We start from the raw sequence: 14,553 nt of genomic DNA, 5'->3' as shown, positions 1-14,553 counted from the left end.
CGCCCTTTAATTCCTTGAAGCCGGTTCTTAGCTGTCTGCGGGGCAGAGTCAACAGCCTTCGACACATTGAGCACAAAATAGCCGCGAAACATCATTATTTCTGTTCAATTGAGTTCTCCCAGCTGCGCAGGAAGGTTTCCTTCGTCATGTGATCCAGAAAAACAAGCAACCCCGGTCCCAGCCGAATAACGCGTGCGGCGCTGTTGTCCTCAAGGGATTGGGCGTTGATCGGTGGGAGATTCGTCTTAAGGGTCAGGTCTGCGCGCATATTGAGGCTTGCGAGGAAATCGATCATATCGCCCGCACCCTCAGGATTCTTCGCTGTATTCGGGATCAGAGCCGTGCGGAGCATTACCGAGAGGTAGTCATCAAACTCTATAATCCGTATCCCGGGCGTGTCTGCGAGTTGAGACTGGGCATAGCTGCCAACGACATTATACGCCAAGGCCAACCGTCCCGCAGCGACGTCCGCAATCATTTCATGTGACCCGCGATACAGCCGCGCATTAAGCCGCCCCATAACTTCGGTCAATCGCCAATAGGAATCGGTGTTGCGCGAGTCTTGGGTGGCAAAAAGGTACCCTGCCCCAGATTTGCGGACATCATAAGTCCCGATCCGCCCTGAAAACGCCTCTTGGTTATCGCGCAGCATCGTGATCAGGTCTTCGCGGGTTGTCGGGATGGGTCGGTCCAAAAACTCGTCTTCCGAGACCACCAGCACGGCGGGTTCTTGGGTGAAGGCGAAAACCTGATTACGCCATTTGGCCCATTTCGGCAGGATATCTGTCGCTTCTGAACGGTAGGTTTGCACGAAGCCGTCGTTGGCCAATTTCGTCTGCAAGTCCATCGCACTGGAGATCGCGAGGTCAAACTCTGCCCCCTCTTCAAAAAGCGCCTGCATAAGCTGGGTGCTGCTCGCGATGGTGTAGTCAATCGTCACGCTCGGATACTGCGTCTGAAACGCTTCGATGATTGGGTTAAAAACCTCGGCGTCCGCTGTGGAAATAATCCGCAAGGTGTTCGCGCCTGCTCCTTGATGAACATAATGCTCTTCGACCTCAAAACCGAGGGCGGCCTGAAGCGACATACAATAAACTAAGACGCTGGAAAAATTAACGAAACGCATGCACCCGGCCCTTTCGTGTTACAGCTCAATTCAAGGCGTCCGCCATGGGCAGCAACGACCTCATCCGCGATGGTTAATCCCAATCCTGACCCAACAATATCATCGACGTTTTTGCCGCGTGAAAAACGGTGCGTGAGCGTGCTCAAATCCGCATCGCCAAACCCGCGCCCTTCGTCGGTAATGGAAACGGTCAGAGCGTCCGTATCGGTCACACGCACCGTAATTTTACTCTCGGCAGGGGTGTATTTGATCGCGTTGTCCAAGAGATTGCGTAGGGCGTTCTGAAGCAGGATTTCATCACCTTTGATCTGCGAACGGGTGGCGACATATTCTTCTACGATGTGCAAATCCTTCAACTCGGCAGTCGGAAGAAGATGCGAAACGGTTTCGCGCGTTATGGCAACCAAATCCAAGGGCACCACCTCAAGCTGATCGGTGCGAAAACTTACCATCGCGTGGTCGAGCAACTGTCCTGCGGAACGGCTGCTTTCGTCGACGGCGCGGATCATCGCGCGCAAGGCCGCCTTGTTTTCCGGCTGTACAGAACGGCGCAACGCGACCTGTGCTTGCGCACGCACAGTGGCAAGCGGCGTGCGTACACGGTGGGCCGCTTCCGCGATAAAGTCCTCCGATTGGAGTAACGACGCCTTGAGCCGCGCCATAAGCCCATTGAGCGCATCAACCAGCGGCGCAAGTTCGCTCGGAGCGGGAGTTTCGACGGGTCGCAAATCGTTGGGACCCCGACGCGCAACCGACTGAGTCATGCGGTTTAAGGGGGCCAGAGTCGATTGTGCGGCAAAAAGGCTAAGGACCGTTGCCAAAAGGAAAAAACCGACCCCGACCGAGGCCGCAACGACCGAAATCCGCGACGAGATCGCCGCCAATCCCAGCCGTGTTTGGGCTACGACAACTGTGGTATTTCGCTTGCGCCCCCCAGCACTCACAACCCGTGTCACAGCGACGGACCGCACCTCTGCTCCACGGAAAACAAACGTCGAAAACGGATCGTTTATTTGGGAGGGCGGCAAAAGATCCTCATAGCCAGTAAGGTGCTCGTCGCCAACAAAGACACGATAAAAAACGCGATCTTCCGAGATTGCCCCCAGCATCGAAAGTGCCGAATAGGGAATTTCAACGGCAACCTGCCCGCGCTCGGAATAAAGCGCATCGGCGATGGAGGTGGCTGATGCCAAAAGGATGTTATCCTGTGTATCTGCCGCTGCGCGCTCCGCAACGGCGCGCACAATCAAAACAAATGCCAAGGAAAGAATGGCCGCAATGATAAACAGTTGCAGCAACAGCCGCCGCCGAATGGAAGACCTGATGAAACCTTGCTTCACGCCTCCGCCACCAAACGATAGCCCAACCCGCGCACAGTCTCGATTTTGGCGTCTGATCCTTCGAGTTTTTTGCGCAGGCGACCAATATAGACCTCAATGGCGTTTTCCGAAACGTCGTCCGAGAAGGAAAACAAGCGGTCCATGAGGTGGGATTTGCTGAAAATCTGCTCCGGTGCCGAAAAGAACACCTCCAGAAGGCGCAATTCACGATTTCGCAGCGTATGGCTCTCGCCATTGATCATGATCGCCCCGAGGGTCGAATCAAGAATCACCCCCTTGAAGCTTCTGGAATTGTTGGCAACTCCCCCCTGACGACGCAATACTGCCCGCACACGCGCCTCAAGTTCGGAGAAATCGAAAGGTTTCGTTAAGTAATCGTCGGCTCCCAAATCAAGTAGGCCCACCCGATCCGACACCTGCGAGCGCGCCGTCAAAACGATCACCGGCGTGCGGTTTTTAGCGCGCCTATGGCGGGCCAAAAAATCGCGCCCATCTCCGTCTGGGAGCATAATATCAAGTAAAATCAAGTCATAAGAGGCGGCATCAATACAGGCTTGCGCGGCGGCGATATCCTCGGCGTGGTCAATCGCGTGCCCATCCAACCCAAGGCATTCGACCACAGCCTTCGCCAGTTCGAAATTATCCTCAACCAACAGAAATCTCACGTGCACTCCCCCACAACGCGACCGTTTTTTCTCATGACAGGTTCATGTCAGGTTTCACAGCGCATCTTAAGCATGTCCGCGCTTCGGCTCGGATGTCAAATGGGAGGATACTATGACTACACGTTTTGTTAAGGCGCTCATGACGAGTGCCGTAATTGGAATGAGTGCGGCTTCGGCTGCGTCTGCGGCTGAATGCATTGCACCCGCCAACCCCGGCGGTGGCTGGGATTTCACTTGCCGTCAAATCGGCAAAATTATGTACGACATTGGCGCGGTGGATAAACCTGTCCAAGTAACCAATATGGCAGGCGGCGGTGGCGGCCTTGCGTATAACTACGTCGTGGCGGAACGCGGCGATGACGCAGACCTTATGGTTGCAGCCTCAAGCGCGACAACCACACGTCTAGCCCAAGATGCTTACGCCGGTATGACCGCTGACCAAGTACGCTTTGTCGGGGCAATCGGTGCGGATCCGGGCGTTATCGTCGTTGCCAACGACAGCCCGTTCAACACGCTAACTGAAATGGTTGACGCGATCAAAGCGGACCCAGGTTCGGTTGCTTTTGCTGGCGGTTCTGCGGTTGGTGGCTTTGACCACCTTAAACCTCTGATGCTTTTGCAGCGCGCAGGTTTCACAGACATCACCAAGGTAAAATACATTGGTGTTGATGGTGGTGCCGATGCGATCACGCAAACTATCGGCGGCTTCACACAGGCAATGACAGGCGACATGTCTGAAATCATTGGCTTTTTGAATGCTGGCGAAGTTCGGGTTCTTGCGGTTCTCACCGAAGAGCGCATTCCGGGCTTTGACGACATCCCAACCGCAAAAGAGCAAGGTTTTGACGTTGTTGCCGTAAACTGGCGCGGACTTTACGTTCCAAAAGGCATCTCAGATGAGGACTTCAACATGTGGGCCGAACGTCTGCAAAAAGTTGCGGATTCAGCAGAGTGGAAAGAAGCTATGGCTGCCAATGGTCTTGCGCCCTTCACCAAAGTCGGTGTGGACTTCCAAGACTATGTTGATCAGGTCGTTGCCGAAATTCGTGAACTTTCCATCGACATCGGGGTTATTCAATAATGGCCAGTGACCGGATTTTTGGTCTGGTCATGGCGCTTGTGGCGCTCGCGTATATCGCGGGTGCCACTCAAATCCAGACCAGCTTTTTGCCTGACCCTGTTGGCCCGAAAGCCTTCCCCTTTGGGGTTGGAATTCTGGGTGCCCTATGCGCCCTCTTCATGGTTTTCAAACCCGACGCCGAGCCTGAATGGCCCACGCTATCTACCTTTGGTGCCATCGCAGCGGCGGCCTTCGTTTTGGTCCTTTACGCTTACGCGCTCAAACCTTTGGGGTTCCTGATCCCCACGGCCATCACCGCGGCGATCCTGTCCTACCAGATTTCGCCCCGTCCAAAATACGCAGCCCTCGCCGGACTCGGCCTCTCAAGCGGGCTCTTTATCGTTTTCAAATTCGCTTTGGGTTTGGGCCTTGTTGCCTTCCCCAAAATGATCTTCGGCTAGGATACCTGCCCCATGGATCTCTTTTCTAACCTCGCGATGGGGTTCGCAATTGCATTGTCCCCTTACACGTTGATGCTCGCTATCATTGGCTGTTTTCTGGGAACAATCATTGGCGCCCTCCCCGGTCTTGGCCCCTCAAACGGCGTCGCCATCCTTATCCCCGTAACCTTCACGCTGGGCCTTGATGCAACCTCCGCCCTCGTCCTTATGACCTCGGTGTATTACGGCGCGATGTATGGGGGCCGTATCAGTTCGATCCTCCTTAACATCCCAGGCGATGAACCCGCGCTGATGACCACCCTCGACGGCTATCCGATGGCCAAAGCAGGGCGCGCAGGCGATGCGCTTGTGCTCTCGGGTGTGGCCTCCTTTGTAGGTGCGCTACTTGCTACAATCGGGCTTATGTTGCTCGCACCTATGTTGGCCCGCGTCGCTTATGTCTTTGGTCCTTCAGAATATTTCGCCCTCTACTTGCTCGCGTTTTGTACGTTGGGCGGCATGGCCAGCAACAACCAAGCCAAAGCGGCGATTGCTTCCTGTATTGGCCTCGGCATATCAACGGTCGGCATCAGCAGCGGCAGCGTCATGCCACGCTTTACGGGCGGAAATCTCCACATCTATGACGGCATCGATTTCCTAGTTGCCATCGTTGGCCTATTTGCAATTGCGGAAATATTTTTCTTCATCGAAGACCACGGGAAAAATTCCCCTGTTGGTGTAGATCTCGAGAAAACCACCGTTCCATGGAAAGATATTTGGGAAACCAAATGGACAATGTTGCGCTCTTCGGGTGTGGGCTTTGTTGCCGGTATCTTGCCCGGTGCGGGCGCGTCCCTCGGCAGTTTCTTGGCCTACATGACTGAAAAAGCGATTGCCGGCAAAGACGGTGGTTTCGGCACAGGTGTTGCCAAAGGCATCGCCGCACCAGAGGCGGGCAACAACGCGGCCGCCGGTGGTGCCCTCGTTCCCATGCTCACTCTCGGCGTACCCGGATCAGGAACAACAGCGGTGCTCCTTGCACTTTTGATGACCCTCAACATTACCCCTGGACCCACGCTTTTCACTGACCAGCCCGAAGTTGTTTGGGGCCTCATTGCGTCGCTCTTGATTGCCAACATTGTGCTCTTACTCATGAACGTGCCGATGGTGAAAATCTTCGTCAAAATCCTCATGGTTCCACCCGCTATCTTGTTGCCCGGTGTGACAATGGTTTCGTTTGTAGGCATCTACTCCCTGTCGGGAAGCTATTTCGACTTGCTCTTGATGATCGGATTTGGCGTGCTTGGATACGTGCTGCGCAAGCTGGACATTCCAACCGTTCCGGTGATTTTGGGTATCCTTCTGGGTGGGAATATGGAAGACGCCTTACGGCGTGCCATGACACTCTCCGATGGCGAATGGACATATCTGTTCTCGTCCAACATCTCGATTGGGCTTTGGGTTGCCGCGATCGTCGGATTTGTCGCACCGATGTTCCTGCGCAATGTTTTGCGCAAACCACAAAGGATCACTGACTAATGGTCAAAGTTCTTATCCCTTCAGGCGCACTTGGCTTGAACTACGACAAGGCGGCGCTCGCGCGTGGCCTTGCGCAAAATCCTGATATCATTGCGATCGACGGCGGCTCTACGGATTCAGGCCCTGCATATCTCGGACAAGGGGTCTCGAAATATGCGCGCAGTTCGATAAAAATCGAATGGAAGGGATTGATGGTTGCCCGCCAAGAAGCAAACGTCCCTTTGGTCATCGGAACCGCAGGGACATGCGGCACGGACAGCGCAGTTAACTGGCTTCTGGACATCACAAAAGAGATCGCCGCCGAGTTGGGCCAAACGCTAAAAATTGCGGTTTTGCGAAGTTCCCAAGACGCGGAAATCCTCGCGACCGCCTTTGATCGTGGCCGCGTCACCCCCCTCCCCGCGGCCCCCGAAATCACTCGCGAGAGTTTTGCGGAATGTAGCAATATCGTGGCCCTTGCGGGCGCCGAACAAATCGCCGCCGCGATCCAAACCGGCGCGGACGTCATCATCGCGGGGCGCACCACGGATACTGCGACCATCGCCGCCCTCCCGTTGATGAAAAACCTCCACGCAGGAGCCGCATGGCACGGGGCTAAAATCGGCGAATGCGGTGCGCTCTGTGCGACCAACCCACAATCGGGCGTCGTGATGATCGAGTTTGACGCAAACGGTTTTACCGTCACGCCCATGGCCGAAGATTCAGCGGCCAATCCGCATACGGTCTCAGCCCACATGCTCTATGAAAACTCCGATCCGTTTATCCTTTATGAACCCGGTGGACACCTCGATGTAACAGGCGCAAAATACACGGCACTTGATGCGCGGCGCGTGCGAGTTGAGGGCTCCGAATGGGTGCCTTCCGATACGTATACTGTGAAGCTTGAAGGCGCTAAAATTCAGGGATATCAAACGGTTTTAATGGTTCTTTTGCGTGACAAGCACTATGTCGAAAACGCACAAATCTGGGCAGACGACATCCACGCGAAATGCAGCGAAAAGGTGCAAGACCGGATGGGTTTACATAAAGAGGACTACAGTATTGAGTTGCGCCTGATTGGCCAGAACGCAAGTTTTGGTGCCCTCGAAACCAACACAAACCCCGCGCCCGAAATCGGCATCCTCGCGATTGTCACAGCGAACACTCAAGCGATTGCCGAAGAGATCGGCCAGATGTTGAACCCCTATTTGCTGCACCATCCGCTCACGCGCGAAGAAGAACAACCAACCTTCGCCTTCCCGTTTTCGCCCGCCAGTCTCAATCGGGGTGCGGTCTATGGCTTTTGCCTCAACCACACGCTTACCTTGGATAATCCCATGGACGCCTTTTCACTGGAAGTTATTCAACATGGCTGAACTGCGCGATATTGCCTACAAAATTCGGTCTAAAAACGCGGGCCCCTTTTGGCTCACGGTGGATATTTTCTGCGGGAACGGCCCCGCCTTCACCCAAATTTGCAACGGGCTTTCAACCCAACGCGTGGCCTCTGTGTTTGGCACGAAGGTTGAGGACATCAAGCGCTTTGAAATCCCTGACTTGAACGTTATAAAATTCTCAATGCCGCGTCCCAGCATTCAAGGGGCCGTCGAAGATCGCGACATGCATGGCGCTTCTTGGGCTGCGCTACTTGCAGAAACATCAATAAATTAAGGGAACTTTTGAAATGCAAGCATATGTTGTCGCGCTTGTTATCGGGGCCGTCGGCGCGCTTGCCGCCACATTTATCGGCCTGCCTGCCCCCTTTCTGACGGGGCCTGCCATTTGTGTTTCACTGGCTGGATTGGCAGGGGTGAAATGCGCGGTTCCCAACATATTGCGGGATGCCATTTTTCTCATCATCGGCCTCGCTCTTGGGTCTAGCGTAACCCCTGAAATTCTTCAGGCGGCTAAAGCTTGGCCCCTAAGTCTTGTCGGTATGTGCGTGTCTGTCGCGGTCGTGATGCTTACGGGGGGCTGGATGTTTCAACATGTGTTTCACATGGACCGCCCCACCGCGTTTTTATCCTCGAGTCCGGGGCATTTAAGCTATGTCATCGGCTATTCTACGGACGTGGGCGCTGATACCGCAGTGATCTCGGTGGTACAGTCAATCCGCGTTCTCATTCTCACTCTTTTGGTGCCCTTTTCCGTGGCCATTTTCACGGATGCTGACATGGGGATGCGCGCGCCCGTGGGCCATATTTTGACGCCGCTTCATCTTGGAATTCTTGCTGCCCTTGGCGCAGGCCTTGGCGCGATATTCATCCGTTTCAACCTACCAGCGGCCCTACTGCTCGGTGGCATGATCGTCTCGACCCTCGGTCATGCAACGGACGTTCTCCCTGGCGTTGTACCTCCTATTTTTACGATCGCAGCGTTCATCACTATGGGTACACTCATCGGGACACGATTTAGTGGCGTCACCCCAATACTTCTGCGCAGCGCTGCCCTTGGCGGTTTGATTTTTACCGTTCTAGCCCTCGTGATTTCCATCATATTCGCAACCGGAATTGCCTATTTCACCGACCTCCGTTTTTTAGACATCATCATCGCCTTGGCCCCAGGCGGCCTTGAAACCATGGTCGCGATGGCCGCCATAGTTGACGCCGACCCCGCCTATGTCGCGTTGCATCACGTTGGGCGACTCTTCTTCTTGAGTGCCTTCGTGCCTCTTGTTTTGACTTGGAAAAAATAAACGTGCGGATGGCCTATAAGCCGGATTTTGTCCACGCCGCATTACACGACGCTGGATGACCATTCTTCTAGCCCTGCTGTTACCAACAGGGTCAAGCTGCCAACCCGAACCTTCTGGGCCGAAGCCGCCCTGCGAGTTGCCCCGCGTGAGGTTCCTATTTGGCATTGCTCCTGGTGGGGCTTGCCATGCCAGCGATGTTACCACCGCCGCGGTGGGCTCTTACCCCACCGTTTCACCCTTACCCGCCACGGTATCGTTTGCACGACCAGTAAACGGGCGGTCTGTTCTCTGTGGCGCTTTCCCTCGGGTTACCCCGGCCGGGCATTACCCGGCACCATCCTTCATGGAGTCCGGACTTTCCTCGCGGTGTTGCCACCCCGCGGTCATCCAGCCATCCGCACGCTTTGGGGATTATGCGTTTGCGCGCCCGCCGTCAACGGGGAAGCGTTGTGCAAGGTTTTGAATGATCCGCATATCTTCGCTGTCCAGAGGGCCACGGTGTCCTGCGCGAAAACGGTCGCGGAACGCGGGTAAATAGGCGTCACATTTCGCGGCCAGATTCTGGCCAGTGCCATAGCCAAAACGCGCCGCATCCTGACACCATTTGACAAAATCTGGCGCTGGTGCATCCGGTGTCGTTTCAGGCCAAACAGACAGTCCTTGCAACGCCAATCGACGCCAATCCATGCGTCGCCCCGGATCGGCCTTGCGGTGAGGCGCCATGTCTGAATGTCCGATCACGCGTTCTGGAGGGATACTCCACGTCTGCATAATTTCAGGCAATAATGCCTCAAGCGCGGCCATCTGGGGTTCGGAATATGGGGTGCGCCCCGTGTTATCCAACTCAATGCCAATCGAGTACGAATTGATATCGCTACAGTCCCCCCAAGACCCCGCACCTGCATGCCAGGCACGCATTTCTTGAGTTACGAGTTGCAGGATGCCCCCTTTTTCTGAGATCAGAAAATGGGCCGAAACCTCAAACTCGGGGGAGCAAAGCCGCGCAAGGGCGGCGTCACAACTGCTCATGGCCGTATAGTGTAAAAGTACGAGGTCGGGTGGACCACCGTGGCGCCTCGGCCCGAAGTTGGGCGACAGGCATTGCGCTATCTGCAACGGTTCAATTACCCGCCGCGTGCTGCGCGAAACGGCGCAGGGGTCCAAGCACAGGCAAATCCGTCCCCATCAGGATCAATCCCTTTACTGTCTTTTTGAGGGCCGCCATTCTGCAAAAAGGCTTCCTGCGCATCGTTGGACGTCAGGTATTTTGAACAGGCCTTTGTGTATTTCTCCTGCGAATACCGTCCCGACCGCGCATAGATCGATTCGCCGACTGAATTAGTCGTTCCGAGCGCAAAGGCGATAACGGCAGTTGCACTTGATGTACTTGTACGCGATGGCAAAGCCGTTGGCGTAATCACTTGATATTGCGCCCGCTGCTGTGCCAAACGCTCAGCATCACTTGAAATCGTTTCGCGCGCTGCAACAGCTTTGAAGCTCTGCTCGTCAGAAATCCCAGTTCTAGAGGCCTGAGGCTGACTTGGCGCGCCGTTTAGGTCCGGCGTTTGCTTTACAGCTTCTTCGAGCGCCAAAGAAATATTGGATGACCCCACGTCCTCGTCGGAAATCACCCCCGCCTGAACGGGACTGCCTTGAAGAGCTTGCGCAGTGTTGTAATTGTAGCCCTCGAAATCGTCGAAGCCCACGCCGGAGTCTGGAACTCCCGACTGGCAAGCGACAAGGCCCAGCAGAGCGATCATAGAAACGACGGATAGTGAGTTGCGCATAGTTACCTCTGGTCGGTTGATCGTCGTGTTTACCACCAATTGTTTGGTTTGGAAACAAATCCTGCCGCAGTCTCAAGAGCATAGGCCGTATTGAGTAGATCGCCCTCTTCCCACGGACGCCCGATCAATTGCAAACCAAGCGGCAACCCCTCGGAATTTAGCCCCGTTGGCACCGAAATACCCGGCAATCCAGCGAGGTTCACCGTCACGGTAAATACATCGTTGAGGTACATTTTCACGGGATCGGCGTCACTCATTTCGCCAAGCCCAAAGGCAGCCGAAGGAGTCGCAGGTGTCAGGATCGCATCCACACCTGCGGCAAACACATCGTCAAAGTCCCTCTTAATCAAGGCTCTAACGCGGCGCGCACGGTTGTAATAGGCATCATAGAACCCTGCTGACAGCACATAAGTACCGATCATCACACGGCGCTGAACCTCGGAGCCAAACCCTTCGGCGCGGGTTTTTTCGTACATGTCATCAATGCCATCGCCCGCCGCCAATTTTGCGCGGTGGCCATAGCGCACGCCATCATAGCGCGCCAGATTTGAGGAGGCTTCGGCGGGAGCGATCACATAATAGGCAGGCAGCGCATATTTCGTGTGCGGTAGGCTGATGTTCACGATCTCAGCGCCCGCACTTTTGAGCATCTCGGTACCTTCGGCCCAGAGTTTTTCGATTTCTGCGGGCATGCCGTCCATGTGATATTCGGCTGGGATACCGATTTTTTTGCCTTTGATGTCGCCCGTCAAAGCGGCCTCAAAATTTGGAACGGGTATGTCATACGAGGTGCTGTCTTTGGCGTCATGGCTGGCCATGGCTTCCATCATGATCGCCGCGTCGCGCACGGTTTTGGTCATGGGGCCCGCTTGATCAAGCGAGCTGGCGAAGGCCACAACCCCCCAACGCGAGACACGTCCGTAGGTCGGCTTGAGGCCAACGATGCCCGTAAATGCGGCTGGTTGACGGATCGAGCCGCCGGTATCCGTACCTGTTGCCGCAAGGCAAAGGTCTGCGGAAACTGCGCTCGCGCTGCCGCCTGACGACCCGCCGGGTGTCAGCGCGGCAGCGCTACCTTCGCGGCGCCACGGGTTGATCACGTCGCCGTAAACCGAGGTCTCGTTGCTCGAGCCCATCGCGAATTCATCCATGTTCAACTTACCGAGCATAACCGCGCCGCTGTCCCAAAGATTTTGGGTGACTGTGCTTTCGTATTCTGGCTTAAAACCTGCAAGGATCGCAGAAGCGGCTTGGCTTGGAACACCTTTGGTGCAGAACAAATCCTTAATACCCAACGGGATACCGCACATATCAGGAGCATCCCCGGTGGCAATCCGCGCATCTGCGGCGGCAGATTGTGCGTGGGCAATCTCTGGTGTGTTGTGCACAAACGCGTTCAACGCGCCGGATTTCCCGATTGCTGTGAGGCAAGCTTCGGTAAGCTCAACCGAGGTAAAATCACCCTTGCGCAAACCGTCGCGCGCACCGGAAATGGTCAGTTTGTTTAGATCGGTCATTATTCCACCACCTTCGGCACGACAAAAAAGCCTTCGCGGGAGTCCGGCGCATTGGCCAAAACCTGCTCTTGGATGTCGCCATCCGTCACGATGTCTTTGCGGCGTTTTAGGCGCTGAGGCGTGACCGACGTCATGGGCTCTATGCCCTCGACATCAACCTCATTGAGCTGCTCGATAAACCCGAGGATCGTGTTGAATTCTTCTGCCAGCGCAGGAAGCGCCTCGTCAGCGACGCGAATGCGGGCCAGTTTTGCCACACGCGCAGCAGTATCCTTGTCAATCGACATAGGGGGTCTCCGTCAGCTCAATTGGTTCAATTCTTGTTTAGCATTTAACCCGCGAGCGCAGGGGGAGCAAGACCGCAATGCCCTACCCGATCAGGATGATGACCCACGCGGCCCCCGCAGCGATGGCGGTAATTGTGACGCCAGCACTTCCGGCGTCCTTTGCCGCCTTTGCCAGTGGATGATACGCGGGCGATAGATAGTCGATACAGCGCTCAATTGCGGTGTTGTAGCATTCCGCCGCCAACACAAGAATGCCCAACGCAACAATCAGGGCGCGCTCAGCAGTGGACAAATCCAAAATCATCGCGAGGGCAAAGGAGGCGGCATTGGCCCAGACCCATTGTTGCAGACTGGCCTCTTCGCGCCAAATCATGCACCAACCTTCCCAAGACCACTTCGCGCGGTCCGAAAATCGTTTCCATTGCTCAACAATCATTTTGCACTCCGATTTTCAAGATAGTGACGGACGCAATCCTGAACGCGTCGAAAACGGTCGCCCCCTAATTTAGTACCGCCATACCACCGCGTCACGACGATGATATGGTTTTGAATCTCTTCCCGCTCCAGCATGCGCAGAATAATTGACCCAGCGCCACTCTCGCCGTCGTCGGCCTTTATAGGACCATCCTCTAGCAAAACCGCCCATGTATTATGGCTTGCTTTGGCGAATTTCTTTTGCTTTTTGAGTGTTTTCAGGAAGGCGAGCGCCTCATCGCGACTTGTGATTTCCCCACCTGTTACCGCATATTTACTGCCTCGATCTGTCAGAAAACCTTCAATTTGCAACATTACGCACCATAAACCGCAGAGCGAACGGTTTCGATCCGGTCCGCATTGGAGGGATGTGATCCAAGGAACTCTTCACCGGGGTCAGGGATGCGGGTAAAATAGGCGACCCCGATTTCAGGATCAAATCCAGCCTCCAACGCAATCAAAGCTCCCAGTTGGTCCGCCTCGAGTTCATGCTGTTTGGAAAATTGACGCGACCCAACAAAGGCACCGATGTCGCGTGCGGTTTCGATTGCTTCTGGATCGGCCCCCAAGATTGTGGCCGTGAAACTCCCCAACATTGCACCCTGACTGGCCATAGCCATCTGTTGCTCTAAGTGCCCCGCCACATGGTGGGCTGCTTCATGGCCTATAACAAAGGCTAGTTCATCATCATTTTGCACTTCATCCAAAAGCGAAATTGTCACGGCCAAAACCGGCCGGCCATTCTCACTCAGAAACTGATAGGCATTCGATGGTTGGTGTGCGCGGTCGTCCATGACGATCAGGAAATCGCAATTTCCACGCGTTCGGGCCTCATGGCAAAAGGACTCTGCAACAATTTCAATACGCCCCGCGACACGCAAAAAGTCTTGCTCACTCATTCCCTTGCCATTGGTGTGGATAGTACCAAAGTGTTCAACCCTCTCAATTGGTTGAACATTTTGCGAAGCGGTCGTTGAAACACATCCCGCAACACCCGCAAGAAGCGCTAAACCTCGTAAAACTTTCACTGAAAACACCTTCAACATCCCGTCTTTTTAACATGTTGACGGTCTTTTTCCAGCCCACACTGTGTTGCTGTTGCAATTATTCGGTCAAAAGTTAAACTCAATGTATGTTTACAATAGAGCATGATTTTGAAGCCACTATTATCACCCTGATCGACGAGGGCACCCCCTTTCTTCAGGGCGACATCACCATAAATGCGTTCCAGGACTGTATCACGGTTGAGCAGGTCGATCCGCAAACAGATCGCCTTCAACGTATCACCATTTCAATGACCCAACTTCAGGAATTGCAGTCGGCTCTCAACCTTCCTGAAGGCAGCTATCGAGTGGCAGAAGACCCCGAATAGATCATTCCATCACACGGAAAACCTTATTTCTCGACGTTTCCCCGCGCAGCAAAACAAGACGTGTTTTGGGTACGCCCATCGCCTTGGACAGAAGCTTTACAATCGCAGCATTCGCCTTCCCGCCCTCGGCGACCACCGTGACATAGACCCGCAACACCGTCTGCGTTTCGACAATTCGATTACGGCTGGCTTTAGGTGTTGCAACGATTGCAATTTCGGCTCCCCTGATGGCGAGATGCTTTAAATCCATTGATTACTCTTTGTTCTCTGGC

The 14,553-nt window shown here is 54.7% G+C and carries 18 protein-coding genes and 1 other RNA gene; 7 read left to right on the top strand and 12 right to left on the bottom strand.

What is annotated here, in order from left to right; all coding sequences use genetic code 11:
• Positions 1-94 precede the first annotated feature (94 nt).
• The 3 genes from AB9F29_RS01365 to AB9F29_RS01355 are packed head-to-tail and all read right to left on the bottom strand — an operon-like array spanning position 95 to position 3,131.
• Positions 95-1,126 carry an ABC transporter substrate-binding protein gene (locus AB9F29_RS01365; RefSeq protein WP_369754336.1) on the bottom strand — a complete coding sequence of 344 codons (1,032 nt, stop codon included), beginning with the start codon at positions 1,124-1,126 and terminating at the stop codon, positions 95-97.
• The gene (locus AB9F29_RS01360; RefSeq protein WP_369754335.1) at positions 1,096-2,466 is read right to left on the bottom strand and encodes a sensor histidine kinase N-terminal domain-containing protein; all 1,371 of its coding nucleotides are present in this window, start codon (positions 2,464-2,466) and stop codon (positions 1,096-1,098) included. The genes AB9F29_RS01365 and AB9F29_RS01360 overlap by 31 nt, the downstream gene beginning before the upstream one ends.
• Entirely contained in the window at positions 2,463-3,131 is a 669-nt protein-coding gene (locus tag AB9F29_RS01355; RefSeq protein WP_369754334.1) for a response regulator transcription factor, read from the bottom strand. The genes AB9F29_RS01360 and AB9F29_RS01355 overlap by 4 nt, the downstream gene beginning before the upstream one ends.
• 112 nt (positions 3,132-3,243) lie before the next feature.
• Here AB9F29_RS01355 and AB9F29_RS01350 point away from each other — a divergent pair, with 112 nt between their 5' ends.
• Genes AB9F29_RS01350 through AB9F29_RS01325 form a run of 6 tightly spaced genes read left to right on the top strand, consistent with a single transcriptional unit; the run spans position 3,244 to position 8,844 of the window.
• The gene (locus AB9F29_RS01350; RefSeq protein WP_369754333.1) at positions 3,244-4,212 is read left to right on the top strand and encodes a Bug family tripartite tricarboxylate transporter substrate binding protein; all 969 of its coding nucleotides are present in this window, start codon (positions 3,244-3,246) and stop codon (positions 4,210-4,212) included.
• The gene (locus AB9F29_RS01345; protein ID WP_369754332.1) at positions 4,212-4,652 is read left to right on the top strand and encodes a tripartite tricarboxylate transporter TctB family protein; all 441 of its coding nucleotides are present in this window, start codon (positions 4,212-4,214) and stop codon (positions 4,650-4,652) included. The genes AB9F29_RS01350 and AB9F29_RS01345 overlap by 1 nt, the downstream gene beginning before the upstream one ends.
• 12 nt (positions 4,653-4,664) lie before the next feature.
• Positions 4,665-6,170 (top strand): tripartite tricarboxylate transporter permease, encoded by a 1,506-nt coding sequence (locus AB9F29_RS01340; protein ID WP_369754331.1) that lies wholly within the window; start codon positions 4,665-4,667, stop codon positions 6,168-6,170.
• The gene (locus AB9F29_RS01335) at positions 6,170-7,525 is read left to right on the top strand and encodes an acyclic terpene utilization AtuA family protein (RefSeq protein WP_369754330.1); all 1,356 of its coding nucleotides are present in this window, start codon (positions 6,170-6,172) and stop codon (positions 7,523-7,525) included. Before AB9F29_RS01340 ends, AB9F29_RS01335 begins: the two co-directional genes overlap by 1 nt.
• Positions 7,518-7,820, top strand: coding sequence for a DUF4387 family protein (locus tag AB9F29_RS01330; protein ID WP_039000208.1), 303 nt, complete (start codon positions 7,518-7,520; stop codon positions 7,818-7,820). Before AB9F29_RS01335 ends, AB9F29_RS01330 begins: the two co-directional genes overlap by 8 nt.
• Positions 7,821-7,833: 13 nt before the next feature.
• The gene (locus AB9F29_RS01325) at positions 7,834-8,844 is read left to right on the top strand and encodes an AbrB family transcriptional regulator (protein ID WP_335586389.1); all 1,011 of its coding nucleotides are present in this window, start codon (positions 7,834-7,836) and stop codon (positions 8,842-8,844) included.
• Here the strand turns inward: AB9F29_RS01325 and rnpB are convergent.
• The 8 genes from rnpB to AB9F29_RS01285 form a co-directional block, all read right to left on the bottom strand.
• Positions 8,845-9,243, bottom strand: an RNA gene (rnpB, locus tag AB9F29_RS01320) — RNase P RNA component class A.
• Between the two features lie 12 nt (positions 9,244-9,255).
• Positions 9,256-9,873: an N-acetylmuramoyl-L-alanine amidase gene (locus AB9F29_RS01315; RefSeq protein ID WP_369754329.1), complete on the bottom strand. Its 618-nt coding sequence runs from the start codon at positions 9,871-9,873 to the stop codon at positions 9,256-9,258.
• Positions 9,874-9,968: 95 nt separating this feature from the next.
• Positions 9,969-10,631, bottom strand: a complete 663-nt coding sequence (locus AB9F29_RS01310) for a hypothetical protein (protein ID WP_369754328.1) — start codon at positions 10,629-10,631, stop codon at positions 9,969-9,971.
• A gap of 29 nt (positions 10,632-10,660) precedes the next feature.
• A complete protein-coding gene (gene gatA / locus AB9F29_RS01305) occupies positions 10,661-12,148 on the bottom strand; it encodes an Asp-tRNA(Asn)/Glu-tRNA(Gln) amidotransferase subunit GatA (RefSeq protein WP_369754327.1) in 1,488 nt (495 codons plus the stop codon).
• Positions 12,148-12,435 carry an Asp-tRNA(Asn)/Glu-tRNA(Gln) amidotransferase subunit GatC gene (gene gatC, locus AB9F29_RS01300; RefSeq protein WP_039000214.1) on the bottom strand — a complete coding sequence of 96 codons (288 nt, stop codon included), beginning with the start codon at positions 12,433-12,435 and terminating at the stop codon, positions 12,148-12,150. The genes gatA and gatC overlap by 1 nt, the downstream gene beginning before the upstream one ends.
• An 82-nt stretch (positions 12,436-12,517) precedes the next feature.
• The gene (locus AB9F29_RS01295) at positions 12,518-12,871 is read right to left on the bottom strand and encodes a diacylglycerol kinase (protein ID WP_335586386.1); all 354 of its coding nucleotides are present in this window, start codon (positions 12,869-12,871) and stop codon (positions 12,518-12,520) included.
• On the bottom strand, positions 12,868-13,224 hold the full coding sequence (locus AB9F29_RS01290; RefSeq protein WP_335586385.1) for a YigZ family protein: 357 nt from the start codon (positions 13,222-13,224) through the stop codon (positions 12,868-12,870). The genes AB9F29_RS01295 and AB9F29_RS01290 overlap by 4 nt, the downstream gene beginning before the upstream one ends.
• Positions 13,224-13,937 (bottom strand): M48 family metalloprotease, encoded by a 714-nt coding sequence (locus AB9F29_RS01285; protein ID WP_369754326.1) that lies wholly within the window; start codon positions 13,935-13,937, stop codon positions 13,224-13,226. The genes AB9F29_RS01290 and AB9F29_RS01285 overlap by 1 nt, the downstream gene beginning before the upstream one ends.
• Positions 13,938-14,041: 104 nt before the next feature.
• Between AB9F29_RS01285 and AB9F29_RS01280 the strand changes: the two genes are divergently transcribed.
• Positions 14,042-14,281, top strand: a complete 240-nt coding sequence (locus AB9F29_RS01280) for a hypothetical protein (protein WP_039004359.1) — start codon at positions 14,042-14,044, stop codon at positions 14,279-14,281.
• Position 14,282: 1 nt separating this feature from the next.
• Here the strand turns inward: AB9F29_RS01280 and AB9F29_RS01275 are convergent, their stop codons facing one another.
• Entirely contained in the window at positions 14,283-14,531 is a 249-nt protein-coding gene (locus AB9F29_RS01275; protein ID WP_369754325.1) for a DUF167 domain-containing protein, read from the bottom strand.
• Positions 14,532-14,553 lie beyond the last annotated feature (22 nt).

This window comes from Falsihalocynthiibacter sp. S25ZX9 (assembly GCF_041205405.1).
GTDB lineage: Bacteria > Pseudomonadota > Alphaproteobacteria > Rhodobacterales > Rhodobacteraceae > Falsihalocynthiibacter > Falsihalocynthiibacter arcticus.
The sequence above is the reverse complement of the archived record's forward strand: the minus strand, read 5'-3'. Positions and strand labels throughout refer to the sequence as shown.

Coding starts and splice junctions, on each gene's coding strand:
- AB9F29_RS01365 (WP_369754336.1), bottom strand. CDS start 1,126: ATGCGTTTCGTTAATTTTTCCAGCGTCTTAGTTTATTGTATGTCGCTT.
- AB9F29_RS01350 (WP_369754333.1), top strand. CDS start 3,244: ATGACTACACGTTTTGTTAAGGCGCTCATGACGAGTGCCGTAATTGGA.
- AB9F29_RS01345 (WP_369754332.1), top strand. CDS start 4,212: ATGGCCAGTGACCGGATTTTTGGTCTGGTCATGGCGCTTGTGGCGCTC.
- AB9F29_RS01340 (WP_369754331.1), top strand. CDS start 4,665: ATGGATCTCTTTTCTAACCTCGCGATGGGGTTCGCAATTGCATTGTCC.
- AB9F29_RS01335 (WP_369754330.1), top strand. CDS start 6,170: ATGGTCAAAGTTCTTATCCCTTCAGGCGCACTTGGCTTGAACTACGAC.
- AB9F29_RS01330 (WP_039000208.1), top strand. CDS start 7,518: ATGGCTGAACTGCGCGATATTGCCTACAAAATTCGGTCTAAAAACGCG.
- AB9F29_RS01325 (WP_335586389.1), top strand. CDS start 7,834: ATGCAAGCATATGTTGTCGCGCTTGTTATCGGGGCCGTCGGCGCGCTT.
- AB9F29_RS01315 (WP_369754329.1), bottom strand. CDS start 9,873: ATGAGCAGTTGTGACGCCGCCCTTGCGCGGCTTTGCTCCCCCGAGTTT.
- AB9F29_RS01310 (WP_369754328.1), bottom strand. CDS start 10,631: ATGCGCAACTCACTATCCGTCGTTTCTATGATCGCTCTGCTGGGCCTT.
- gatA (WP_369754327.1), bottom strand. CDS start 12,148: ATGACCGATCTAAACAAACTGACCATTTCCGGTGCGCGCGACGGTTTG.
- gatC (WP_039000214.1), bottom strand. CDS start 12,435: ATGTCGATTGACAAGGATACTGCTGCGCGTGTGGCAAAACTGGCCCGC.
- AB9F29_RS01295 (WP_335586386.1), bottom strand. CDS start 12,871: ATGATTGTTGAGCAATGGAAACGATTTTCGGACCGCGCGAAGTGGTCT.
- AB9F29_RS01290 (WP_335586385.1), bottom strand. CDS start 13,224: ATGTTGCAAATTGAAGGTTTTCTGACAGATCGAGGCAGTAAATATGCG.
- AB9F29_RS01280 (WP_039004359.1), top strand. CDS start 14,042: ATGTTTACAATAGAGCATGATTTTGAAGCCACTATTATCACCCTGATC.
- AB9F29_RS01275 (WP_369754325.1), bottom strand. CDS start 14,531: ATGGATTTAAAGCATCTCGCCATCAGGGGAGCCGAAATTGCAATCGTT.